17 protein-coding genes are annotated in these 20,318 nt (G+C 46.1%); 3 read left to right on the forward strand and 14 right to left on the reverse strand.

Translation table 11 applies throughout. From position 1 onward, the window contains the following. Positions 1 to 93: 93 nt before the first annotated feature. From KO537_RS12745 to KO537_RS12765, 5 genes are all read right to left on the reverse strand, one after another. Entirely contained in the window at positions 94 to 543 is a 450-nt protein-coding gene (locus KO537_RS12745) for a GyrI-like domain-containing protein (RefSeq protein ID WP_219234607.1), read from the reverse strand. An 88-nt stretch (positions 544 to 631) separates the two neighbouring features. Then, positions 632 to 1,015, reverse strand: coding sequence for a VOC family protein (locus tag KO537_RS12750; protein ID WP_028760505.1), 384 nt, complete (start codon positions 1,013 to 1,015; stop codon positions 632 to 634). 174 nt (positions 1,016 to 1,189) lie between these two features. Then, positions 1,190 to 2,911, reverse strand: a complete 1,722-nt coding sequence (locus KO537_RS12755; protein WP_219234598.1) for a phospho-sugar mutase — start codon at positions 2,909 to 2,911, stop codon at positions 1,190 to 1,192. A 170-nt stretch (positions 2,912 to 3,081) separates the two neighbouring features. Continuing rightward, a complete protein-coding gene (locus tag KO537_RS12760) occupies positions 3,082 to 4,620 on the reverse strand; it encodes a hypothetical protein (protein WP_173245698.1) in 1,539 nt (512 codons plus the stop codon). A gap of 298 nt (positions 4,621 to 4,918) precedes the next feature. Next, on the reverse strand, positions 4,919 to 5,905 hold the full coding sequence (locus tag KO537_RS12765) for a TerC family protein (RefSeq protein WP_173245701.1): 987 nt from the start codon (positions 5,903 to 5,905) through the stop codon (positions 4,919 to 4,921). Positions 5,906 to 6,595: 690 nt separating this feature from the next. Here KO537_RS12765 and KO537_RS12770 point away from each other — a divergent pair. Beyond that, positions 6,596 to 8,221: a peptide MFS transporter gene (locus KO537_RS12770; protein WP_219234599.1), complete on the forward strand. Its 1,626-nt coding sequence runs from the start codon at positions 6,596 to 6,598 to the stop codon at positions 8,219 to 8,221. 25 nt (positions 8,222 to 8,246) lie between these two features. Here KO537_RS12770 and KO537_RS12775 read toward each other — a convergent pair whose 3' ends face one another. The 6 genes from KO537_RS12775 to KO537_RS12800 form a co-directional block, all read right to left on the reverse strand. After that, entirely contained in the window at positions 8,247 to 8,486 is a 240-nt protein-coding gene (locus tag KO537_RS12775) for a DUF3624 domain-containing protein (RefSeq protein WP_105249662.1), read from the reverse strand. Positions 8,487 to 8,521: 35 nt separating this feature from the next. Continuing rightward, the gene (gene oleD / locus KO537_RS12780) at positions 8,522 to 9,667 is read right to left on the reverse strand and encodes a 2-alkyl-3-oxoalkanoate reductase (protein WP_219234600.1); all 1,146 of its coding nucleotides are present in this window, start codon (positions 9,665 to 9,667) and stop codon (positions 8,522 to 8,524) included. Between the two features lie 149 nt (positions 9,668 to 9,816). Further along, positions 9,817 to 11,673, reverse strand: coding sequence for an olefin beta-lactone synthetase (oleC, locus tag KO537_RS12785; protein ID WP_219234601.1), 1,857 nt, complete (start codon positions 11,671 to 11,673; stop codon positions 9,817 to 9,819). Then, positions 11,673 to 12,581 carry an alpha/beta fold hydrolase gene (locus KO537_RS12790; protein WP_219234602.1) on the reverse strand — a complete coding sequence of 303 codons (909 nt, stop codon included), beginning with the start codon at positions 12,579 to 12,581 and terminating at the stop codon, positions 11,673 to 11,675. Before KO537_RS12790 ends, oleC begins: the two co-directional genes overlap by 1 nt. 168 nt (positions 12,582 to 12,749) lie before the next feature. Next, entirely contained in the window at positions 12,750 to 13,799 is a 1,050-nt protein-coding gene (locus tag KO537_RS12795) for a 3-oxoacyl-ACP synthase III (protein WP_028760522.1), read from the reverse strand. 253 nt (positions 13,800 to 14,052) lie between these two features. Next, on the reverse strand, positions 14,053 to 15,411 hold the full coding sequence (locus KO537_RS12800) for a methyltransferase (RefSeq protein WP_173245715.1): 1,359 nt from the start codon (positions 15,409 to 15,411) through the stop codon (positions 14,053 to 14,055). Between the two features lie 164 nt (positions 15,412 to 15,575). Here KO537_RS12800 and KO537_RS12805 point away from each other — a divergent pair, with 164 nt between their 5' ends. Next, positions 15,576 to 15,809: a DUF1289 domain-containing protein gene (locus KO537_RS12805; RefSeq protein WP_006085323.1), complete on the forward strand. Its 234-nt coding sequence runs from the start codon at positions 15,576 to 15,578 to the stop codon at positions 15,807 to 15,809. 57 nt (positions 15,810 to 15,866) lie between these two features. On the opposite strand, the gene KO537_RS12810 is transcribed toward KO537_RS12805, so the two are convergent. The 3 genes from KO537_RS12810 to KO537_RS12820 form a co-directional block, all read right to left on the reverse strand. Then, complete coding sequence (locus tag KO537_RS12810) at positions 15,867 to 16,229, reverse strand: YajD family HNH nuclease (protein WP_028760525.1); 363 nt, start codon at positions 16,227 to 16,229, stop codon at positions 15,867 to 15,869. Between the two features lie 151 nt (positions 16,230 to 16,380). After that, positions 16,381 to 18,357, reverse strand: coding sequence for a BCCT family transporter (locus KO537_RS12815; RefSeq protein ID WP_168823597.1), 1,977 nt, complete (start codon positions 18,355 to 18,357; stop codon positions 16,381 to 16,383). Between the two features lie 398 nt (positions 18,358 to 18,755). Continuing rightward, on the reverse strand, positions 18,756 to 19,337 hold the full coding sequence (locus KO537_RS12820; protein WP_028760527.1) for a DUF502 domain-containing protein: 582 nt from the start codon (positions 19,335 to 19,337) through the stop codon (positions 18,756 to 18,758). A 185-nt stretch (positions 19,338 to 19,522) separates the two neighbouring features. Between KO537_RS12820 and KO537_RS12825 the strand changes: the two genes are divergently transcribed. Further along, positions 19,523 to 19,918, forward strand: coding sequence for a VOC family protein (locus tag KO537_RS12825; RefSeq protein WP_219234603.1), 396 nt, complete (start codon positions 19,523 to 19,525; stop codon positions 19,916 to 19,918). Positions 19,919 to 20,318: the final 400 nt, after the last annotated feature.

Here is a 20,318-nt window from a genome sequence, read left to right on the forward strand (position 1 = left end):
CTTTATCTATCAATCAATTGATTAAGTATTATTACCCTAGGTCAATCGCTGGTATGTCCTTGAATACACACTTGAGTGTTTTTACGATTTGAATCATAAAATCCCGATATAGATCTCAACCTCAGTAGCACTAAGATAGACTTCAAAATCCGTTTGATAGCGTCGCTGATGAGAGCAATCAGCCGCGCTAAAATAACCCCACACTTGCCCCCAAAGATCGATAACACACTGGGGCATATCACCCTGAGCTGTGAATTTAAGGTATTCGCCCGCGTTAAGCTCCAATGGCGTAAAATGACTTGCATCAACAGGGGCATCAATTGCCTTACCCACCAGTACAGAAAACTCGCCATTAATGTCTGACTCATAGTCATAATACACGCCATACATGGGCGAATTAAGCATTGCTGTCAGCTGGGATGATTCAAAAAAGGCTTGCCACAGACCGCCTATTCTCGCGCTATCGACAGACATTTCTGCCCGATTATTCGTGCGGGTGCTTAGTCCAAGTAACGGTCGAGCATCAATATAAACCACATCCATCTTTATTTCTTCCATAGAAATCTAAACCAATAGGTTAATGTTAGCGTCGTGCCTTAAGGGCACGACACTAAAAATTTAACACTCGAGACTACTTATCCTTAGACCACAGACCGACTTTATTGCCTTCACTATCGGCAAATAACGCGATGTAACCACACTCTCCACCATTAATCGGCGTCACTGGCAGCAAAATATTCACATTAGCGGCAGCGAGTTTATCCACTAGCGGTTGTAAGTGGGTGCTGAAATGCAAATACACTGTGCTGCCCTGCATTGACGGCTGGCTCATACTGCACTTGACTAGCCCTATGCTCGCCGCACTCGCATCTTCGGTGACTATGCTCGCATATTCCATGTCTTCCATATCGTCACGTTTAAACTCAACCCCAAAATGCTGCTGATAAAAAGCAATGGCACGGTTCATGTCACTGACAGGAATTTCACCCCAAACTAACGGTGCAATAGATAACATTTTCACTTTCTCCTTGTTGAAAAAATATCAATGATTCAAAACCTTATTCGTACAATTCAGGACAGAATCATTAACGGGCGACAACAAGAATAAAACAAGGCTACTGACAGCATGATGTCAGTAGCCTTTTAATAAAAGTGAATTTTGGCGTTTTAACTTAACCAGCAACCAAGATTACTTTGGCAAACTGGCTTGATGTGCCTGAATAAAATCATCCATGGCTTTGCTCGCCCTCGCTTGGGCGCTGGCTAAGGTATCTGTATCAACCATAGTTTCTACCACTTCGTAGTAGCACTTAATTTTAGGTTCAGTGCCAGATGGTCTGACAATCACCCGAGCCCCACCCGCTAAGCAGTAAGTCAATACATCGCTCGGTGGTAAGTCGATTTTCTCAATATTTCCATCGGCAAAACGACGCTCAAGCGCCTTTAAGTCATCGGTTGAGAGCACATCTAACTCACCAATCTTCACAGGTGGATGCTCGCGCAAATAGGCGCCAATATTGGGCGTGTCAGGTTTTAAGGCAATGCTCACCTGCGCATTGAGATGGAAGCCATGCTCACGGTAAATTTGCTCGAGTCTGTCCCAAATCGTTTGCCCCTTCGCCACCTGCTCGGCAGTCAATTGGGCAAATGCCACCAGCGCCGACAAGCCATCTTTATCCCACACCATACTGCCAACTGTGTAGCCAAGAGCTTCTTCATAGGCAAACAGGAATTGATCCTCAGGCGAAGTTTTTGCAATCCCCACATTCATCAGCCACTTAAAGCCGGTGAGCGTGGTAAAGCTTTGCGTGCCAAACCCTTGAGCAATTTTAGATAACAGGCTCGATGACACTATCGTTGTGCCCGTAAGTCTTTGATTATTTTTGGTGTGAGATAGCAAGTAATGCCCAAAGAGCACACCGACTTGATCGCCAGTCAACATCTGATACTCGCCATCCTCTTTACGCACTGCAACCGCAAAACGGTCGGCATCGGGATCGTTAGCACAGGCGAGCATAGCGCCGTGTTTTTTCGCCTCTGCAATCACTAAATCCATCGCCCCTTTTTCTTCAGGGTTTGGGAAGTTCACCGTCGGGAAATCGCCATCGGGTTCACGCTGGGAGGCAACCGAATACACTTGGGTGAAACCGGCATCTTTCAATACCGTTTCAGCCATTTCGGCACCCACACCGTGCATGGCGGTATAGGCTAAACTGACCTTTTCTGGAGCGGTATGGTTTTGCAGCACCTCAGCTTGCTGCACGCCATGGCGATAGCTTTGGTAAAAATCGTCCAGCAGGATAATTAACTTACCTTGTTTTACCGCGTCATCATGCTCTAAAAACGGAATCGCTTGATTTGCGGCGCGCTCAATTTGCGCGGCAATACCAGAGTCGTGGGGCGGAATAATCTGCGCGCCATTCTCCCAATAGACTTTATAGCCATTGTATTGCGGCGGGTTATGACTCGCGGTCACCACAATGCCCGCTGCCGCATTAAAATGTTTTACCCCAAAGGCCACCAACGGCGTTGGCGCTACTTTGGACGTTAAGCGCACCTTAATCCCCATAGCGGTGAGCACACTCGCCGCATCATGGGCAAAATTAAATGAATCGTGGCGGCCATCATAACCAATCACCACGCCACGCTCGGCTGCATCTTTAATCTGATCAAGTAGATAAGCACCAAGACCAGCAGAGGTTTGGCGGATCACCAAACGGTTCATCCCCATAGGCCCAGCACCGACGACACCGCGTAATCCTGCGGTGCCAAACTCCAAGCGACCCGCAAAGCGCGCTGCGAGTTCGGCATCATTGCCACTATCAATTAGGGTTTGTAACTGGGCTTGAGTGCGAGGGTCTGGATCATTTTCAAGCCAATGGTTTACCTGTAACTGTAGATGGGTACTCATATCACGCCTCATTGAAAATCATTTGCAATCACCTTAGGAAAAAGCACGTAGAAGAACAAGCTAATTTGCATTAATTTCAAAATGAGCCAAGGGTATTGCCATAAAAAACGCACTATCTAACAGGTAATGCCAGATAGTGCGTTGGTGTTAACCTTAAACAAACTTCAACATTAACGAGAGGGTAAAGTGCCATCAAATACACGCACTTTGATATTCTTTTTCAGGTTATCTTGGTCTTGTTGCCATTCTTGCCACTGGGTGAGACTGATACTAAGCTGCAATGAAAAATCAGTAGAAATCCACTGTTTTTGCCCTTGAGTATATTTAGGTGCAGGGACTATGTTACTGGGTCCAACGAAGGACGCAGAACACATAAAGGTTTTGAAATACACTTGGTCAATCGATAAATCGAGGGCGCTGGGCGATGTTAAACATTGACCACTGCCCGGCTCTTGATACGAGGCAAATTGGTACAGGATTGCTGGTGTATTATTGGTACTATCAGGAACTGAAGCAGTTTGATGGCAAGATAAACAGCTACTTAATGCATTATCCGCAGGGCCATTTAAACGCCCATTACACCCTAAGTGTCCCGCATTGGTGTGCTCATTCAAACGGCCAACGACCTCTTGAAATACGGCGCTATCCTTAAGCCCTGTGATTGGGTTTTGAGGGAATGCTGCCGCTCCCACTGTTGCTGGCGGCGTGTCATTCCCCCACATTAATCCCAGAGGTGAGATACGATCCCAAGGATTTTTCTCTTTCGCTTTAAACTGACCATCGGCGACAAAAGTGCCATAGGCCCAGCCCACGGGTGAACGGCTGTCGCGCACTGCAATATCAAACTGCAATAAGTACACATCGGCGACAGAGCGCGGGCATTGCTCTGTTTCCTGTTGGAAACTACAGGCACTGCCATCGGCGTTTTTACATACACAGAAATCACTGGCACTGATATTGGCTTGCCAAACAGGTACATTTTCAAGGAAAGGATAGTTATTAGGCGTTGCAGTAGTAAACAATAACTTGCCAATCACACTGCCTTCATTAAATGCAAAATTTTGCTGGGGCATCACAGGTGATGGTGCCCCCGTCCATACCTTGCCAATGCTGTTTGCCGCCTGAGGATTATAAAAACCCACCGCCCACATAGTGGTTTTAAGGGAGCCTTGGCCTTTTATCTCCATAGTAACGGGGGCTTCTCGGGTCAAGCCATGGATAAATTCCCGCCCACTCATGGGATCATAGGTCTGATAGGGAATATGGTACCAAGAGCGCACCTTGTTGTTACACAGATCCCAGTCTTTACTGACATCGCCTTTGTCGATGTTTCCCTCTTGGATGTACTTCATCACAGCCCAGAGGTATTGCTCAGCTTGGGTATTTTTATCACTTTCACTCAGATTTTTATCGAAGGGATTGAATTTAAGCCAAGGTGCAGCGCTATCTGGTTTGGCACTCGAATAAGCATCACTGAGGCTAAAAATAGGCCCCTTCCAGCCAGAATAAGCTTGGTTGATGATGACTTGATTGTCCCACATACCTGTTTTTGTAAAAGCAGGATCTTGGAAGTAACTTGGATAGGCTCCAGTACAGGTTGAATTTGCGCTAAATCTAGTGTTAGGCGATTGCTCATCTGCAGCTTTTGCGTTGACTGCGGTCAATGAACAAACGGTGAGCAGAAGTATGGCGGTAATGTTGAGTTTCATAATATCGTCCTTGAAGAGTATTAGTCCTAAAAACTCCCTTTGTGAGCCAAAACTAACAACGGCTCGAATTAAGCATAGACTAATTTTTAACATCTTCTGTAAAGCTTAACGATTCACATATTAAGGATATAAAAAAACTCCCTTTGTGAGCCAAAACTAACAACGGCTCGAATTAAGCATAGACTAATTTTTAACATCTTCTGTAAAGCTTAACGATTCACATATTAAGGATATAAAAAAGGCCGTTTAGCATGACTAAACGGCCGAAACATATTGCTTATTGGACTAGCCGTCCAAGCTATTTCTCAACTTCTTGCCCGCGCGTCTTCCACAGCGAATACAAAACACCTAAGACTAACAGACCAAAAGTCACACCAAGGGACACTGCTGTTGGGATAGTAAAGTCCACTATTCCCTCGTGATTGAAATACACTAAACCCACTTTCACCCCAATAAATACTAATACCACTGACAGCGCATATTTAAGGTATTCAAAACGATGCACCATAGCAGCCAACGCAAAATACAAAGCACGTAGCCCCAGAATCGCGAAGATATTCGAGGTATAGACGATGAAAGGATCTTGGGTAATCGCAAAAATAGCTGGAATGCTGTCGACTGCAAACACCAAATCCGCGGTTTCCACTAAGATCAACGCTAAGAATAACGGCGTCGCCCACCATCCTTTTGTTAACTGATGCTCTTCACCCCGTACCCAGAATTTTTCTTTATGTAGCGTTGGCGTAAAACGCATCTTAGTGCGTAACCATTTATAAAACTTATTGTCTTGGATATCACCGTGCTCATCGTTTGAGAAGAGCATTTTCACGCCAGTGAAAATCAAGAAGAGTCCAAATAGCACAAGTACACCTTGATACTGGGCAACAAGCACAGCACCAAGACCGATCATAATGGCGCGCAACACTATTACGCCCATAATGCCCCAGAAGAGCACTCTATGTTGGTATAAACGTGGGATACCTAAGCTACTGAAGATTAACGCGATAACAAATACGTTATCCATAGACAGTGATTTTTCAATCAGATAGCCCGTTAGGTATTCCATACCGGCGGTTGAACCCTTGTACCACCAGAGCCAGGCCCCAAACAATAAGCCCATACAGATATAAAAGGCTGAAAGCTTTAAACTTTCAGCCACGGTAATTTCATGCTGATCCTTGTGCAATACGCCAAGGTCAAAGGCTAATAACGCCAGCACAAAACCGAAAAACATTAACCAAACCCAAAGCGGGTAACCCACAAATAGGGTGGTAAAAAACTCCATAAGTCTCCTTAGTAACACATAACGACTGATCTAAATCAGTAAAGTTGAGCAGATAGACATTGACTCATTGTAGAAATATAAACTGTGAAATCTTATATGAAAAATGCAACTATCAAGATTAAAATTCTTTTACAATCAATATAATTATGGTGCTTATTTATACTTATGCCTCGAATAAGTTCACTTCCCAATCACAGCGCTTCCCTAAGAAAATCATCTAACCCACCCATTTGTGACATTCCTTTAGATAGCAGCCTCGAACAAGCGCGTAGATGCTCTACCAATAATGCAAAATTGCTATCAATCATAAAACTTACACTATCCATTAAACGACGAAATACAGCTAAATCAAGGCTAAAGCCGCTAAGATAAAACTGCCACAGTTGAATTATGGCCACTATTTAGCACTCATTTCTTAACTGAAAATGAATTAATTTAACCGCTTAGTATTGCTATAGCGAGCCTTAAAGAACGGCTAAAAATGTTAGTTATACAAAATATTCATCACTTTCAAGACCCTTGGCTGTTCCATATCATCCGAGTGTGATTAACTGCTGCAACAGCGCTGTCTTTTAGCGATCAAAAGCGCCGCGATAATCACAAATAATGAAAAATAATTAATAAAATTCATTACGATAAAATGAATCATTAGCTGCTCGGCGCATAAAGTGCCAGCATTGGGAGTCTTAAGTGTCAATAGAACAAAACCCGCCGCACGCAATGCAGGGCCAACAAGGCTCGCCCCCAGCTGAAATGCTATTTGGGCATCCTAAGGGCTTATTTGTCTGCTTTTTTACCGAAATGTGGGAACGCTTCTCTTTCTACGGTATGAAAGCATTACTGTTTCTTTACCTGATTAAATATCATCTATTTACTGATGAATTTGGTTACAACGTGATTGGTGCTTACGGTGCCTTAGTGTATGCCATGCCCGTAGTGGGTGGCTTATTGGCCGACCGCTATATCGGCATGCGCAAAGCGGTGATCTTTGGCGGTGTTTTATTGGTGCTCGGCCACTTAGGTATGGCCTTTGAAGGCCATCAAGCGGTTATCGTTGCGGGTGAAGTTCAACGGGATGAACAAGCGCTGCAAGTATTCTATTTATCCCTCGCCTTAATCATTGTCGGTGTGGGCTTTTTAAAACCCAATATTTCCACCATAGTCGGTCAGCTTTATCCTAAATCATCCGCTAAGCGAGATTCTGGTTTTACCATTTTCTACGCGGGCATCAACTTAGGCGCCACCTTAGCCCCGCTAATTTGCGCTTATTTAGGTGAAACCTATGGCTGGAAGTACGGTTTTGGTTTGGCAGGTTTAGGGATGTTAGCAGGTTTGTTGGTGTTTATTCGTGGCAAGAAACATCTGCAAGGCTTCGCTGAACCCAGAGATCCTACGCGGATTTTAAAGAAAACCGCCGGCATAACGACAGAACAATGGATTTACTTAAGCGCAATTGGCAGCGTAATCATAGTCTGGGGGTTGATTCAAACCCACTCCCTCGTACTTTCGATTAGCAGTTTATTACCCGCTGTGAGCCCAGTGATTTGGTTCTTGCACTCAGTATCACTAGTGCTCGCCCTTGGTATTGGCTGGTTCATGGTGAAACATTGTAATCCGATTGAACGTCAACAGATGTCGGCTTTGCTGCTTTTCATCGTTGCGGGTTTGGTCTTCTTTGGTTTATATGAGCAGACCTATGGCTCTTGGGTAGCATTTTCGGACCGTGTGATGGACCGTAGCATGCTCGGCCTCGAATGGAGTGCCGGACAATTGACCTTCCTCGGCGCTTTCTTTGTGATCAGTTTGTCGCCTATCTTCGCTTGGCTGTGGCCTGCCCTCGCCCGTAAAAATTGTGACCTAAGTAAACCAGTTAAAACCGCACTCGGTATTTTGTTCGCGGGTTTATCCTTTATGGTACTTGTGCTCGGGATCCAGATGCCGCTAAGCAATGGCTTAGTGAGTATTTGGTTCTTAGTCGCGGCTTATTTTGTATTAGAAATCGGGGAGTTATTGTTGTCGCCCATAGGCTTATCTGCCGTGACTCAGCTTTCGGTAAAGCGTGTACTCAGCCTGATGATGGGTGCTTGGTTCCTCGGTACTTCATACTCTGAAATCTTAGCCGCCGAATTAAACAAGCTCGCCGCGATTGATACCCAAGGCGGCGTGATAAGTGACGTGCCGAGTGCAATGGCGCTATACGAGCAACTGTTTATCTTCTCGGCGCAAATTGGCGTGGTGATGGCATTAGTCTTCTTTGCCCTTGCGCCATTAATGAAAAAAATGATGCACGAGAAAATGGCAACTAACTCAGTTTAAGCATACAAACAAAAAGTCAGTTGGCTTACTTTCGCCCTCTGAGGCGACGGTAAGCCAAGACGATGAGGTGCAAAGCAAGTAACCCCGTAAAAGCCGCGCAGAAAAACAGTAATGCAATCGAGTTTACATCCCTAGGCGCATCACGATAAAGCCACCACCACAGCGGCCAGCCAATGGCCGATAAAGCCGTAAGCTGCCACATACAGCGTTTGCAGCGACCAATCTTTTGCCTGAAAATTGACGTTTTACAATCACCGCAACTCATAAATCCCCAATAGCATGATGGCAGTATATCTAAAACTAAAGCGACACTTTAAGCCTTGCCATCCCTTGATTAATAGAGACGAGCGCACGATAACCTAAATCTCGTTTAGCTGCGCTGATATCAAAATAATGGCTGCAGGATAACTGCCGTGCGACAAAACGCGTCATCATGGGCTCTTCTTGCTTCTTTAGGAGGTAATGTATACTTTCCAATACTGCGCCTACTACATAGGCCACAAATTGAGGCACACGCTTAGTCACTGGCGGTAAAGCATCGCAGGCCAAAATCAGATTGATCATCTCGGCCATAGTGATGGGTTCATCATTACTCAGAAAATAAGCTTTCCCTTGACACTTAGGCTTTGCTTGGCAAAGTTCCAGTGCCGCCAGCACATGGGCATAGGCAGCATTGTCGATGTAGATGGTATCGACCAGCTTATCTTCGCGGCCAACCAGTTTAAGCTTACCTAAACGCCCGCGCGACAATACCCGTGGCACTAGATGGGGATCGCCAGGCCCCCATATCAGATGCGGCCTGAGTGCGACGGTTTTTAACGCATAGGGTGCAGTGGCTTGAGTCGTCACTTGGCTAGATACTTGGGTCACATCAGGATTTTCAAGTGGCATGTCACCCACTTGATTGGCATCGAGCATCATCTTTTCAGCGATGGCTTTAGAGTGGGCATAATGATTCAGGAATCTTGTAGCATAGGGAGTAGACTCATCAATACCCGATTCATCCTGCCCTGCAAAGGTCACACTCGGGGTACTGGTATAAACTAACTTATCTATTTTTAATGCCTTACAAGCGGCAATCACATTGGCAGCGCCCTTCACATTCGGACAAAAATAGCTGTCTCTGTCCCCCCAAACACCCGCTTTAGACGCCACATGGAATACGATATCGCAGCCTTGCATCGCCTGTTGCAGCAGATCTTTATTGACTAAATCCCCTTGCAGCATGACTACGCCCAGCGCTTCAAGTTCGGGATAATGCCCACGCGCAAAACCTGTGACTTTAATGCCCGCGGCTAACAATCTCAGGCAAATCGCTTTACCTAAAAATCCCCCCGCCCCCGTGACAAAGGCGTGTTGCACCTTAAGCGCGAGCTGCGCGAGTGCCGTTTGTTCAGCCGCATCAAATTGGGCAAGCGTCGTGCTCTTGATTGGGTCTTTCGTCATTAAGGGTATCCATTTCAGCACATTTACATGAACTTAAAGTCGGTGTAATAAGTTTAAAATAAGCACAAGGGCTTAAAAATAAGCGAGTTTGTTCAAATGAACACAGAATATAACGTAAAAAATGCAGGAAAAAGCCGTGGAGTTTTAAATCAACCTTTCGTTTGTGATTGTGCCCAAACGGCTAATTTTTCTCTAAAAATCTTGGCATTATGCCGCACATCCACAGGGAAATCAGGATGGATAAGAAACCGCCTTATGCCCTGAGTCTGTGTAAATTGCTCGGCGATGGCGATCAAATCTTGGTACAACTGCTGACTCTTATTGCACACCAATGACTGGTCGAGTTCGATACAAATTAATGGCTCTATCTCGTTCGCCACTTTCACTCCCACTAAAGCGGAGCGCTTCACATTGGGATGCGTATTAAAAATGCGCTCGCAGGGAATGGAATAATAACGTTTAGCAAACAATCCGTTAAGGGTAGCGTCGACTCTGTGGGCCTTACGACCACACATCCACAGATGACCTTGATCATCAAGATACCCCAAATCGCCCATGCGGTGTCTAACGGTATTGGTTGCCGAGTCCCAAATCTTGGCCGCCGCAGTCGCGCGTTTGCCTTGGCTTTCGTTTTGGCTAGCGTGCTGACTATTGTTTAGATAATAGGACTGACTCACCATAGGCCCCTGCACGACTATCTCGCCGATTTCACCGTTATTCAGCTGTAAGGCATCATCCCACTCGGGAATAACCTCTTCGCTGATAGCAATAATGCGAATCGTCACGCCATCGATAGCGCGACCGACACAGATACCACCGCCGTTATCTGTGGTGTCAGTCGTGGCAAATAACGCATCGCTAGCAATCATACTAATAGGCAAAGATTCGGTTGCGCCGTAGGAATTTAAAATCGGCACACCTTGGCTCAGCATCTTACTAAAACGGGCGATGGAGGCAATGGTGGCTGGCGCACCCGCGGAAATCACCCGCTGTACGCTGGGCAGTTTATGCTGTTTTTGTTCACCTGCGCGGCCTAAACGTTCGAGCAAAGCAGGATTAACAAAAATATTACTGCATTGATATTTCTCAATCGCGGCAAATAGAAATTCAGGATTAGCAGTAATAGGTTTGCTGGCATCCATTTCTGGAACGATAGACGCCATGCCAAGTGCGGGGCCAAAGAGTGAAAACAGCGGAAAAGTGGCTAAATCGCGCTCGCCATGGCAAATGCCATAATCGTTTTTTAACGCTTGAATTTGTGCCTCAAACATACCATGGCTATACACCACCCCCTTAGGCGTGCCAGTACTGCCACTGGTAAATAAAATCGCCGCTATCTCATCAGATTTAAGCATCACCATGGGATATTCAGACTTTGGAGCAGAAGATTGCACTGAGGTGCTTTGCAGCAGAGTGGATAAACTTATCGCACCAGTACCGATACGGATTAACTTTGCCGCTAAGCCTGTTTTGCCGTCATCAACATTGAGTAATGACTTAATACTACCTTTACCCCAACCAAATAGACGTCTAGCAATATGAGCCTTGGGAATACCAATAAAGGCATCGGGCGCGGCTTCAGCAAAACACTGTTTAAGATTGCGGATCCCCATGCCGGGATCAACTAGGATAGGAATAACCCCCGCTTTAAACAGCGCAAAAGTAAGTGCAAAAAAATCCAAACTCGGCGTGACCATAAGCACAGCCTTCATGCCGCGCTCGATGCCATGGGCGTTAAGCGCAAAGGCGATTGCATCGCTTTGTCTATCCAGATTAAGAAAGTCCAACTCGCTGTAACGCAAATTCGCCACAGAAGCGCCCTGAGCGCTTTGTACTGCTACCGCAAGATGATGGGGAATGGCATGGGCGGCTTGCTTGAGATGACGACAAATATTGGCATCATTGACCGTTGCTGACGCAGAAGTGCCACTTAAAAGTGACTTTTCCAACGGCGTCACTAAAGGAGCAACCAAAGGAGCCACTTCAGTCTCAAGCAAGGTCGACATTAACCTGCGGCCTGTTCGGACGGCGCCGCTGCTTGGTTGCCAGCCATAAATTCTTTGATATGAGCAATCACTTCATCGCTGGCATCTTCCAAAATGTAGTGACCACAATCGGCAAATTCATGCACTGTCGCATGGGGCATGTACTGACGCCATTTTGCTAAAAAGTGCTTATCGAATACAAAGTCCTTGAGACCCCAGCAAATCAGGGTCGGCACTTTAGCAAATTTAGGTAAACTCGCAGCAATATCAGAGACTAATTGATAATTTCTATCGCCTTCACGCAGCGGAATATCCTGCACAAAACGCAACGTCGAAATGCGATTAGCCCAAGAGTTAAACGGCGCGACATACGCCTCGCGAATGTATTTGGACATCGGCTGGCGCTTAACACCCACATAGGAAGCAATAGACGAAAAGGCATTGAAACCGCGTACCAACACAGTGCCTAACAGGGTATTACGACAAATCCACAGTGGCCAAGGGAATGGTTTAGTCTCGGGCAAATGAAAAGCGCCTGTGTTCAAAATAACTAGGCGTTTGATACGCTCAGGATAACGCGCCGCATAACCCATACCTATCATGCCGCCCCAGTCGTGTACGACTAAGGTAATGTTTTCTTTAACATTCAGGCTATCGAGCAGGGCTTCGAGATCGTCGATGCGGTTCTTAAGGGTATAGTCATAGCCGCTATCGTCTGGCTTATCCGACAGACCACAGCCGATATGATCTGGCACTATGCATTGATGCGTGTCTTTTAAGGCGCTAACGAGATTGCGGTAGTAAAACGACCAGCTAGGATTACCGTGAACCATCACCACAGGTTCGCCTTGACCCTCGTTGATATAATGTAGCTTGTTGCCATTACGGCTAAGAAAATGACGTTTAAAAGGCAACAGAGTGTCTAACATGACGCTTCCTATCTTGATTCTTTATGAGAGCGAATAACGGGTTATGTACAGCTGGCTTAACTTATCGACTGAACTAAAGACTAAGCTATCAACTGAATCATGGACTTACTGGGTTGACTCGAATGTATGGCAGCCATCAAGCAAAGGCGTGAAAAGGTGCAATGCACCCTACCACTTAATGCCTAACATCATGCAATTCAATCCACTGCCTATGCCTAAAAAGCTCACTTGATCGCCCGCTTGTAAAAAGCCTTGATCGTGCGCCATCGCAGCGGTCACAGGTAACGACACTGTGCCCATATTGCCCAGTAGCTGATACGTTGGAAATTCTTTTTCGGGGGGAATATTGAGCGCACTCAGTACTTGCTTACGATTTGAAGCGCCTACTTGATGGCAAATCACTTTGTCCACTTGCTCAACCAGCCAATTACGCTGCTCAAGGAAATGCTCCCAAGTGTGCTTCGCCAATTCAACGCCTTCTTTAAGCAAGGTAACGGCATCGGTACGCATAAACTCACGGTACAGATTGTGCCCCACTTCCTGCAGACCCCATTGACACAACTGGTGATGCTCAGGCGCCGATAAGTGCGATGCACCCAGCAATTGATGCTGGCGCACATTTGTCAGCGGCAAGCTGCCATCGGTAAGGATCACCGCCACGGCACCAGAGCCACCGGTTAAGGTCGCCAGTGACTGGGCAAAATTCTGCATGGTCGGATCGGCCAACATGTTATCGATAGTGACATCGACAATATCCCGCGCCGACTCACAGGACACCACCATACCCGCCTTGATTTGACCCAACTCAATACGGTTCGCGATATCTAAAATACCCGATAACACTCCAAGACAAGCATTACTGATATCGTAAATCGCAGTGTCTTTTGACACACCCAATTCGGCAGCAATACGACACGCGGTCGCGGGCTCATGTTGATCGCGGCACACGCCGGTATAGACAACCGCACCTAAATCGGCGACATCAATCCCAGTTTCAACCATGGCTTTACGGGCAGCTTTAATCGCACCGTCGGACAATTGATGTCCTTTTGGCCACCAGCGGCGTTCGGTAATCCCAGTCAATGCGGCAAGCTGTCCCATAGGAATACGGAACTTTTGATACAAAGGAGCAAGACGAGACTCTAGCTCACTACTGGAAACCACAACAGGCGCCAGTTCATAGGCCAGGCTATTAATAAATACGCGGGAATATTTCATGAAACTGTTTTATTCGCTCACTAGAATGACTGACCAGCAGGTCAGCTTTCAGTTGTTATTCGTCATTAATGCGACATTTGAACAAGAAAAGCCCGATGATTCAATAAAAAACCATCTTGAGTGTAAGACTTGTCTCACAGCGCAGGTTCCAAACACGACGGCCCTGAATTCACTATCACTAAACTTAAATGCGCTAATATAGAAATAATTCATAAAAAACATCACAGTACAGTATGTTTTTAGACGCGCAAAATTATACTGCCATTTTTTGCGCTAAAATCAGCGTATTTCTTGGTGTGACGCTGTTTGCACAAAATTCACCCACGCAAACACCATATCCTTGTTCCTGCAAAAAACAAGCGCGATCTAAGATTAACCACTGCTCCAGTGCGCTGCGGAATAAATGCGCGACTAAATCAATACGGCGAGTTAATTGTTGTCTTTGTCGCCCAACGTCAAGCCAAGCTTCAAAATCCCTGTTTTTCGCTAAATTAACTGCCTTCGTCTCGGCCGCCCACAGGCAAAAATCCGTAAAACTGCCGCTCAACTGGCTCTGTTTTAACGAGGGTAAAGGCAAATATTCGTCGATTTGTCGACATTCACGTTGCAGTGCATCAAAGCCTAAGCGCCACGCGATTTCTTGATGGCGTAGCGCCTGCTGTTTGGGATTAGCGATCACACTCTGCTGCAACGGTAACTGTAAATCATGGCGACTGAGCTTTAGGCTGCCCTGCTGAGCAAGAGTCGATAACGGCTGATAATGGCTCGCTTGAATTAAATGATAGCAACAGGGAGAAATCGCCAATGCCTGCGTGCCCGCCTCGGCCGCCAGCGTTAACAGCCGAACATGCAAATCTCCGCAGGCATGCAAAGCAACCGCTTGCTGCTGAGCAGTTAAGGGATTGGCATTTGAGGCATGTTCAGCTTGTGCTTCAACTGTAGTTGTAGATGTGGTTATAGGCGTGTTTGTCACAGCATGTTCTGCACCAATAGCAAAGGCATCGGCGCAAATAAAAGTCTGCGATAACTGCCACTTATCGGCAAAGGCCTGCCCTGCTTCACACAGCGGCGCCTGCCACTCTAAGCTCACCACATAAGCGCCGCGAGCTTTAGCAATCAAGCGGCCCAAATGCCCTTTACCAGCACACCATTCCAATACGGGTAAATTAAGCTGGGGTAAATGCTGTACAAAGGCGGTAATTTGCTGCCATTTTCGGCCTTTAATGTGAGCACTAAAGTGCGCCTCATCATCAAAAGACAAACCGCGGTCCTGCGCTGTATCTACCTTTGTGGCATCGGTAATCGCAATATCAGCAATGGCAGTGGTGAGCAATGACAAGTCCCAATCTTGGCCTAATGCCCTAAGATCTTGGCTTAATGCCGGTGACAGTGCCTTGACCAGCAAAGATTGCTCGGCATCGAGTCCATCCAGCTCATCATCACCTAGCGCCCACGCAGCTTCGGCCAACCGCGGAAAATCCTGTGCCCAAGGTAAAGCGTTCACTTCGAATGCACGCACTTGCCACAGGGCAGTACTCTGCTCAAGCAGTTGATTAAGTTCGCTAAATCGCTGTGAGTAAGTGAATTGTTGCTGCAGGTTATCTTGGTTCACGTCATGCCCAGTGTAAAAAATACTTGTCTCACCTTAGGCCAAGGGAATGCGCCCTAAAGATGACTTTATGCGAAAAAATGTTAGTATCGCGGCCTTTAAACACTCATCCATATCGTTAACTGAGAAGACTCGGTTAACTAGCCATAAGGCTCCAAAGGACACCTATGCTTTCACCTTGCGTCGCACGCTGCGGTTTAAATGACGAAGACTACTGCATGGGCTGCTTTCGACATATCGATGAAATCGTCAGTTGGCGTACGAGCAGCGAAGCACAACAAGCAGCCATTTGTCAGCAACTTCCCGCCCGTAAAGCTTTATTTGAAGGCAGTGAAAACCAGCATATTTTAAGTCGTGATAAATGGTTAGCTGCCGAAGCGCGTTTAACCGACAAAGACTAAACGCCGCCTGCTAACGCCACTCTCTGCGCAAGCTCATCCTGCTAACAGCCAACAAGACTATTTTTTCAGCATTGATTTCAAGTCAGCAAAGGGATTGTAGGTCGCCGCCGCTTGCTTGGTTTCTGTGGTGCTACCGTAGCGGATCAATTCTTCAAAGCGAGAATGTTCGTTGTCATGGCAATAAAGACATAATAATTCCCAGTTTGAACCGTCTGACGGGTTGTTATCGTGGTTATGATCCCTATGATGCACAGTCAGTTCACTTAAGTTTTTTGGGGTAAATTCGCGGGTACAGCGGCCACACACCCAAGGATAGAGTTTTAACGCTTGTTCACGGTAACCGCTCTCACGCTTAGCTTTGTACTCCCGCGCATCGGCTAATACTTTATCTAACTTACTCTGGCCTGGCACTGATGACATAGTGTAATCCCTAAAACAAACCCTAAAAAAATTGCCCCAAGGATAATCCGAGTTATCACTTGGGGCAATATATCCCGCACTTTGCGGGTTAATGGTGCGCGATTTGTAGACGTAAATGGCTAAGCCGACTTACGTTACGGGCTTACGTTACTTAACTTACGTGGGCATGATCGGCATTCGACAGATGCAAATAGTGTAAGTATTTTTCATACTGAGTCACCACATCCGCGAGAATTTGCTCTTCGGTATAACCCATCACATCGTAATGCTGACCACCTTGTTCAAGGTACACTTCGGCGCGGTAATACAAGGTATTGCCCTGCTCGATTTCAGTCCCTATTGGGTTAGTGATATCAAAACAACGCGTTCGTACACCGTAAACAAAGGGCAAATTCACCTCATTGCTGATCACTAGTCGCACGCGGCCATCTAAGTATTCAAGATCGGCCACTATGCCTTTAGCCATAAAGTGTTGGCACACTTTAGACAAAGCGGGCGTAGCCACATTATTCAAGAACACTTGCGCTTCTTCATGGGTAGGATGCGAGACTAAAACCCCAATACGCTCTTCCCAGCTCATATTAGTTTTGGCGTATTGCACACTAGTATTGTGTAACTGCACGCTATTAATCTTCAGCCAATCATTTTTCAGGGCTTTAAATAGGCCCAGACACATGAATAGCATCACCACTAAGAACGGCATAGCACTGGCGATTGCCGCCGTTTGCAGCGCCTGTAACCCACCCGCTAACAACAATACCGAAGCAACGACCCCTTGCAACAGTGCCCAAAAGATCCTCTGCCATACGGGGGCATTGTTATCGCCGCCCGAGGTTAGATTATCAATCACTAAGGATCCCGAATCCGACGAGGTCACAAAGAAAGTGACGACTAAACAAATCGCAATCCCAGAAAGTAACGTAGGAAACGGCATGTGCTCGAAAAACACAAACAAGGCCACTGACACATCGGTATTCACCGCCTCGGCAAGATAGGTCGCGCCGTGATTCATAATCGAATCAATCGCCGTATTACCAAATACCGTCATCCACAGAAAGGTCAGCGCCGATGGCACAAATAACACACCAATCAAAAACTCACGGATGGTACGGCCGCGACTCACACGCGCAATAAAAGTACCGACAAAAGGAGACCAGGAAATCCACCAGCCCCAATAGAGCAAGGTCCAGCCTCCGAGCCAATCTTCCTTATGTTCATAAGCGTACAAGTTAAAGGTTTTGCCCACTAAATCACTTAAGTAACTACCGGTATTCTGCACAAAAGCCTGCAACAGCATAACCGTAGGGCCAAGGATCAAGACGATAAGCAATAAAATAATCGCAAGACCCAGATTGAGTTCGCTTAAGCGTTTCACGCCTTTATCGAGACCAGAAAATACCGATAATGTCGCCAATAAAGTAATGCCGATAATCAAACACACCTGCACCACAGCATTATTGGGTAAATCTTCAAATAGATAACTCAGACCCGAGTTAACCTGCAACACCCCAAAGCCCAGTGATGTCGCCACCCCAAACATAGTGCCAAGCACAGCAAAGGTATCCACTGTATGGCCAATAGGACCATAGATGCGTTCACCAATTAAGGGATAAAGCGCACTTCGCGGCAATAACGGTAACTTATGTCGATAAGAGAAATAGGCCAGACTCAATGCCACCACAGCGTAAATCGCCCAAGCATGCAGTCCCCAATGGAAGAAAGTGATCTTCATTGCCTCTTTTGCGGCAATAAGACTCTCTGGAGTTGCATCCGGCGGCGCCAGATAGTGCATCACAGGTTCGGCTACCCCAAAAAACATCAAACCTATGCCCATACCCGCCGAAAACAACATGGCGATCCAGCTTTTATAGCTGTAGTCAGGCACTGAATGATCTGGTCCTAGTTTGATATCGCCGAAGCGACTGACCATGACAAATATGATAAAAATCAGGAAAAACGCCACACTTAGAATGTAAAGCCAACCGGCTTTCATTTCTATCCATGACTGCATTGATCTAAAAAAGGTGTTTGCCTCTGTGGGCCATACTGCGCAAATCATCACCATCAAGATGATGAAAAAGACCGACGAATAAAATACCGGCGGATTAATACTAGACTTGATTGACATTGACTCTCCCTATTTCTAGCGGGTTCACACTCCAAATATCTCAACATACCAACGGCGAGATAGGACAAAACTTATACTTAAAATTTGGTTAATACTGCGTGGCTCATCTATGACCAGTATGGGGGAAATCCCAAAGATCATGGCAACGACTCGCTATGGCTAAACGCGACAGGATCTGAACAACGGGATTAACAACACTCGACTTTTTTAAGCCAATGATTGATGGATAAACAGAATTAACACCACTAAGGCAGCTAACACCCACCTTTAGCATAAAACAAATATATTACTAGAATATTCAGCATAAAAAATGGCGACCATATTGGTCGCCAAAAAATTATACCACAAAAATCATCAAATTTAATTTTAAACGCTAAAACGCACAAACCTTCATCGGATTACTTAGTCGGTGACTGCGAAATGCCAGCAGTTAAATTGAAGCGCATCGCCTCCTCAAACGACCAATCAACCATAATTAAATCATCCCGCTTAACTAAGCTCGTCACGCCCGCCATTTGATAGCTCAATTGGAACAACACAGGCACCCAATCGCCCTCAGGCAACGCATCTAACAAGGGCTGCGGCGGCGTATCTGTCATGATAAATCCCACCACAAAACTGCCATTCGCCTGTTTCACTAACACTGTCTTTTGGCTTGTTGGCTTACCATCACGATTCATCAAAGAGGCGATATCACGGATACTGCCATAAACCGATTTAAACAATGGGAAACGCATCAACTGGCGCTCAAGCCAACCATAAAGCCACACAATCGGGCTGACCGAAAACAGCAGGCCCACGGCAAAAACTAATGCCACCACCAGCATAAATCCCGCGCCGACAAAGTGTTGGTTAATCCCTACCAACTCTAAAATCACAATTCCTAAACCATCTAACGATACAAACAACGACCAAAATAGCCACAAACTCAAGGCCATAGGTAATAGATTCATTAAGCCGCGGGCTAAGGTTTTTTTCATCACACTCTCATTCAGTCATAGGGATACAGAAGGCATAAAATATTTACGCAAAAAACGCCACAAATGCTACCACAGAGTCACTTTTGCACCAGCACATGATGTAAGGTATCTGACAGTAATAGTCTCAAGCATAGAGATAGCGTTCAAATTCAGGGCCCACTCTGAGCCATTCTAAGGAAAGTAAAATGCGCGTAACCCGCTTAGATCATTTGGTCTTAACCGTAAAAGACATCGCCGCCAGCGTCGAATTTTATCAAACCGTGCTCGGGATGAAGAAAGTGGTATTTGGCAATCAACGTATTGCGTTAAGTTTTGGCGACCAAAAGATTAACCTGCACCAAGCGGGCGCAGAATTTGAACCTAAAGCCGCAGCAGCCACGCCCGGCAGTGCCGATCTGTGTTTTGTGGTCAGGCACAATATAGAAGAAGTGATCGTCTACTTAAACGCACTTCAGATTGAAATCATTGAAGGACCAGTGCTACGAACCGGCGCCACAGGCCGGATAAACTCTGTCTATATCCGCGACCCAGATTATAACCTGCTTGAGTTATCAGAATATCTACCCGCCTGCACGGGATAAGCGAATTGGGGCAATATCAGCAGCAGTTCTGCTAGCACGCGGCGAGCAGAACTGCTGCTGACGTTATACTGGTTTACTGTTGTTTGCGATAAGACTCTCGACAGTTGAGTGGCATTTATTGTCATTACTTCCCTGATTAACTCGCGATCCTTTTAGCTAATTAAGAAGTATCCCTATAGGCTCAGCTAAAAAGCGAGTGCTCAAAACAAGACGACTGGGTTTTGCAGCGTTAATTATCATTACTTCCCCAGTGACTCGCCGTAAACTCATCCTTGAGGGCTCTACTAAAACATATATGGACCCATCCGGTTTGCAAGACATTCGATATCAATTTTGAGAAGAGTTCATTGCACCCATATATTCGGCCTCTTATTGAGGGATTCCTCTGGCCCTGATGGAT

This window comes from Shewanella sp. NKUCC01_JLK, assembly GCF_019345615.1.
GTDB classification, from domain to species: domain Bacteria; phylum Pseudomonadota; class Gammaproteobacteria; order Enterobacterales; family Shewanellaceae; genus Shewanella; species Shewanella oncorhynchi.

Coding starts and splice junctions, on each gene's coding strand:
- KO537_RS12745 (WP_219234607.1), bottom strand. CDS start 543: ATGGATGTGGTTTATATTGATGCTCGACCGTTACTTGGACTAAGCACC.
- KO537_RS12750 (WP_028760505.1), bottom strand. CDS start 1,015: ATGTTATCTATTGCACCGTTAGTTTGGGGTGAAATTCCTGTCAGTGAC.
- KO537_RS12755 (WP_219234598.1), bottom strand. CDS start 2,911: ATGAGTACCCATCTACAGTTACAGGTAAACCATTGGCTTGAAAATGAT.
- KO537_RS12760 (WP_173245698.1), bottom strand. CDS start 4,620: ATGAAACTCAACATTACCGCCATACTTCTGCTCACCGTTTGTTCATTG.
- KO537_RS12765 (WP_173245701.1), bottom strand. CDS start 5,905: ATGGAGTTTTTTACCACCCTATTTGTGGGTTACCCGCTTTGGGTTTGG.
- KO537_RS12775 (WP_105249662.1), bottom strand. CDS start 8,486: ATGAGTTGCGGTGATTGTAAAACGTCAATTTTCAGGCAAAAGATTGGT.
- oleD (WP_219234600.1), bottom strand. CDS start 9,667: ATGACGAAAGACCCAATCAAGAGCACGACGCTTGCCCAATTTGATGCG.
- oleC (WP_219234601.1), bottom strand. CDS start 11,673: ATGTCGACCTTGCTTGAGACTGAAGTGGCTCCTTTGGTTGCTCCTTTA.
- KO537_RS12790 (WP_219234602.1), bottom strand. CDS start 12,581: ATGTTAGACACTCTGTTGCCTTTTAAACGTCATTTTCTTAGCCGTAAT.
- KO537_RS12795 (WP_028760522.1), bottom strand. CDS start 13,799: ATGAAATATTCCCGCGTATTTATTAATAGCCTGGCCTATGAACTGGCG.
- KO537_RS12805 (WP_006085323.1), top strand. CDS start 15,576: ATGCTTTCACCTTGCGTCGCACGCTGCGGTTTAAATGACGAAGACTAC.
- KO537_RS12810 (WP_028760525.1), bottom strand. CDS start 16,229: ATGTCATCAGTGCCAGGCCAGAGTAAGTTAGATAAAGTATTAGCCGAT.
- KO537_RS12815 (WP_168823597.1), bottom strand. CDS start 18,357: ATGTCAATCAAGTCTAGTATTAATCCGCCGGTATTTTATTCGTCGGTC.
- KO537_RS12820 (WP_028760527.1), bottom strand. CDS start 19,337: ATGAAAAAAACCTTAGCCCGCGGCTTAATGAATCTATTACCTATGGCC.
- KO537_RS12825 (WP_219234603.1), top strand. CDS start 19,523: ATGCGCGTAACCCGCTTAGATCATTTGGTCTTAACCGTAAAAGACATC.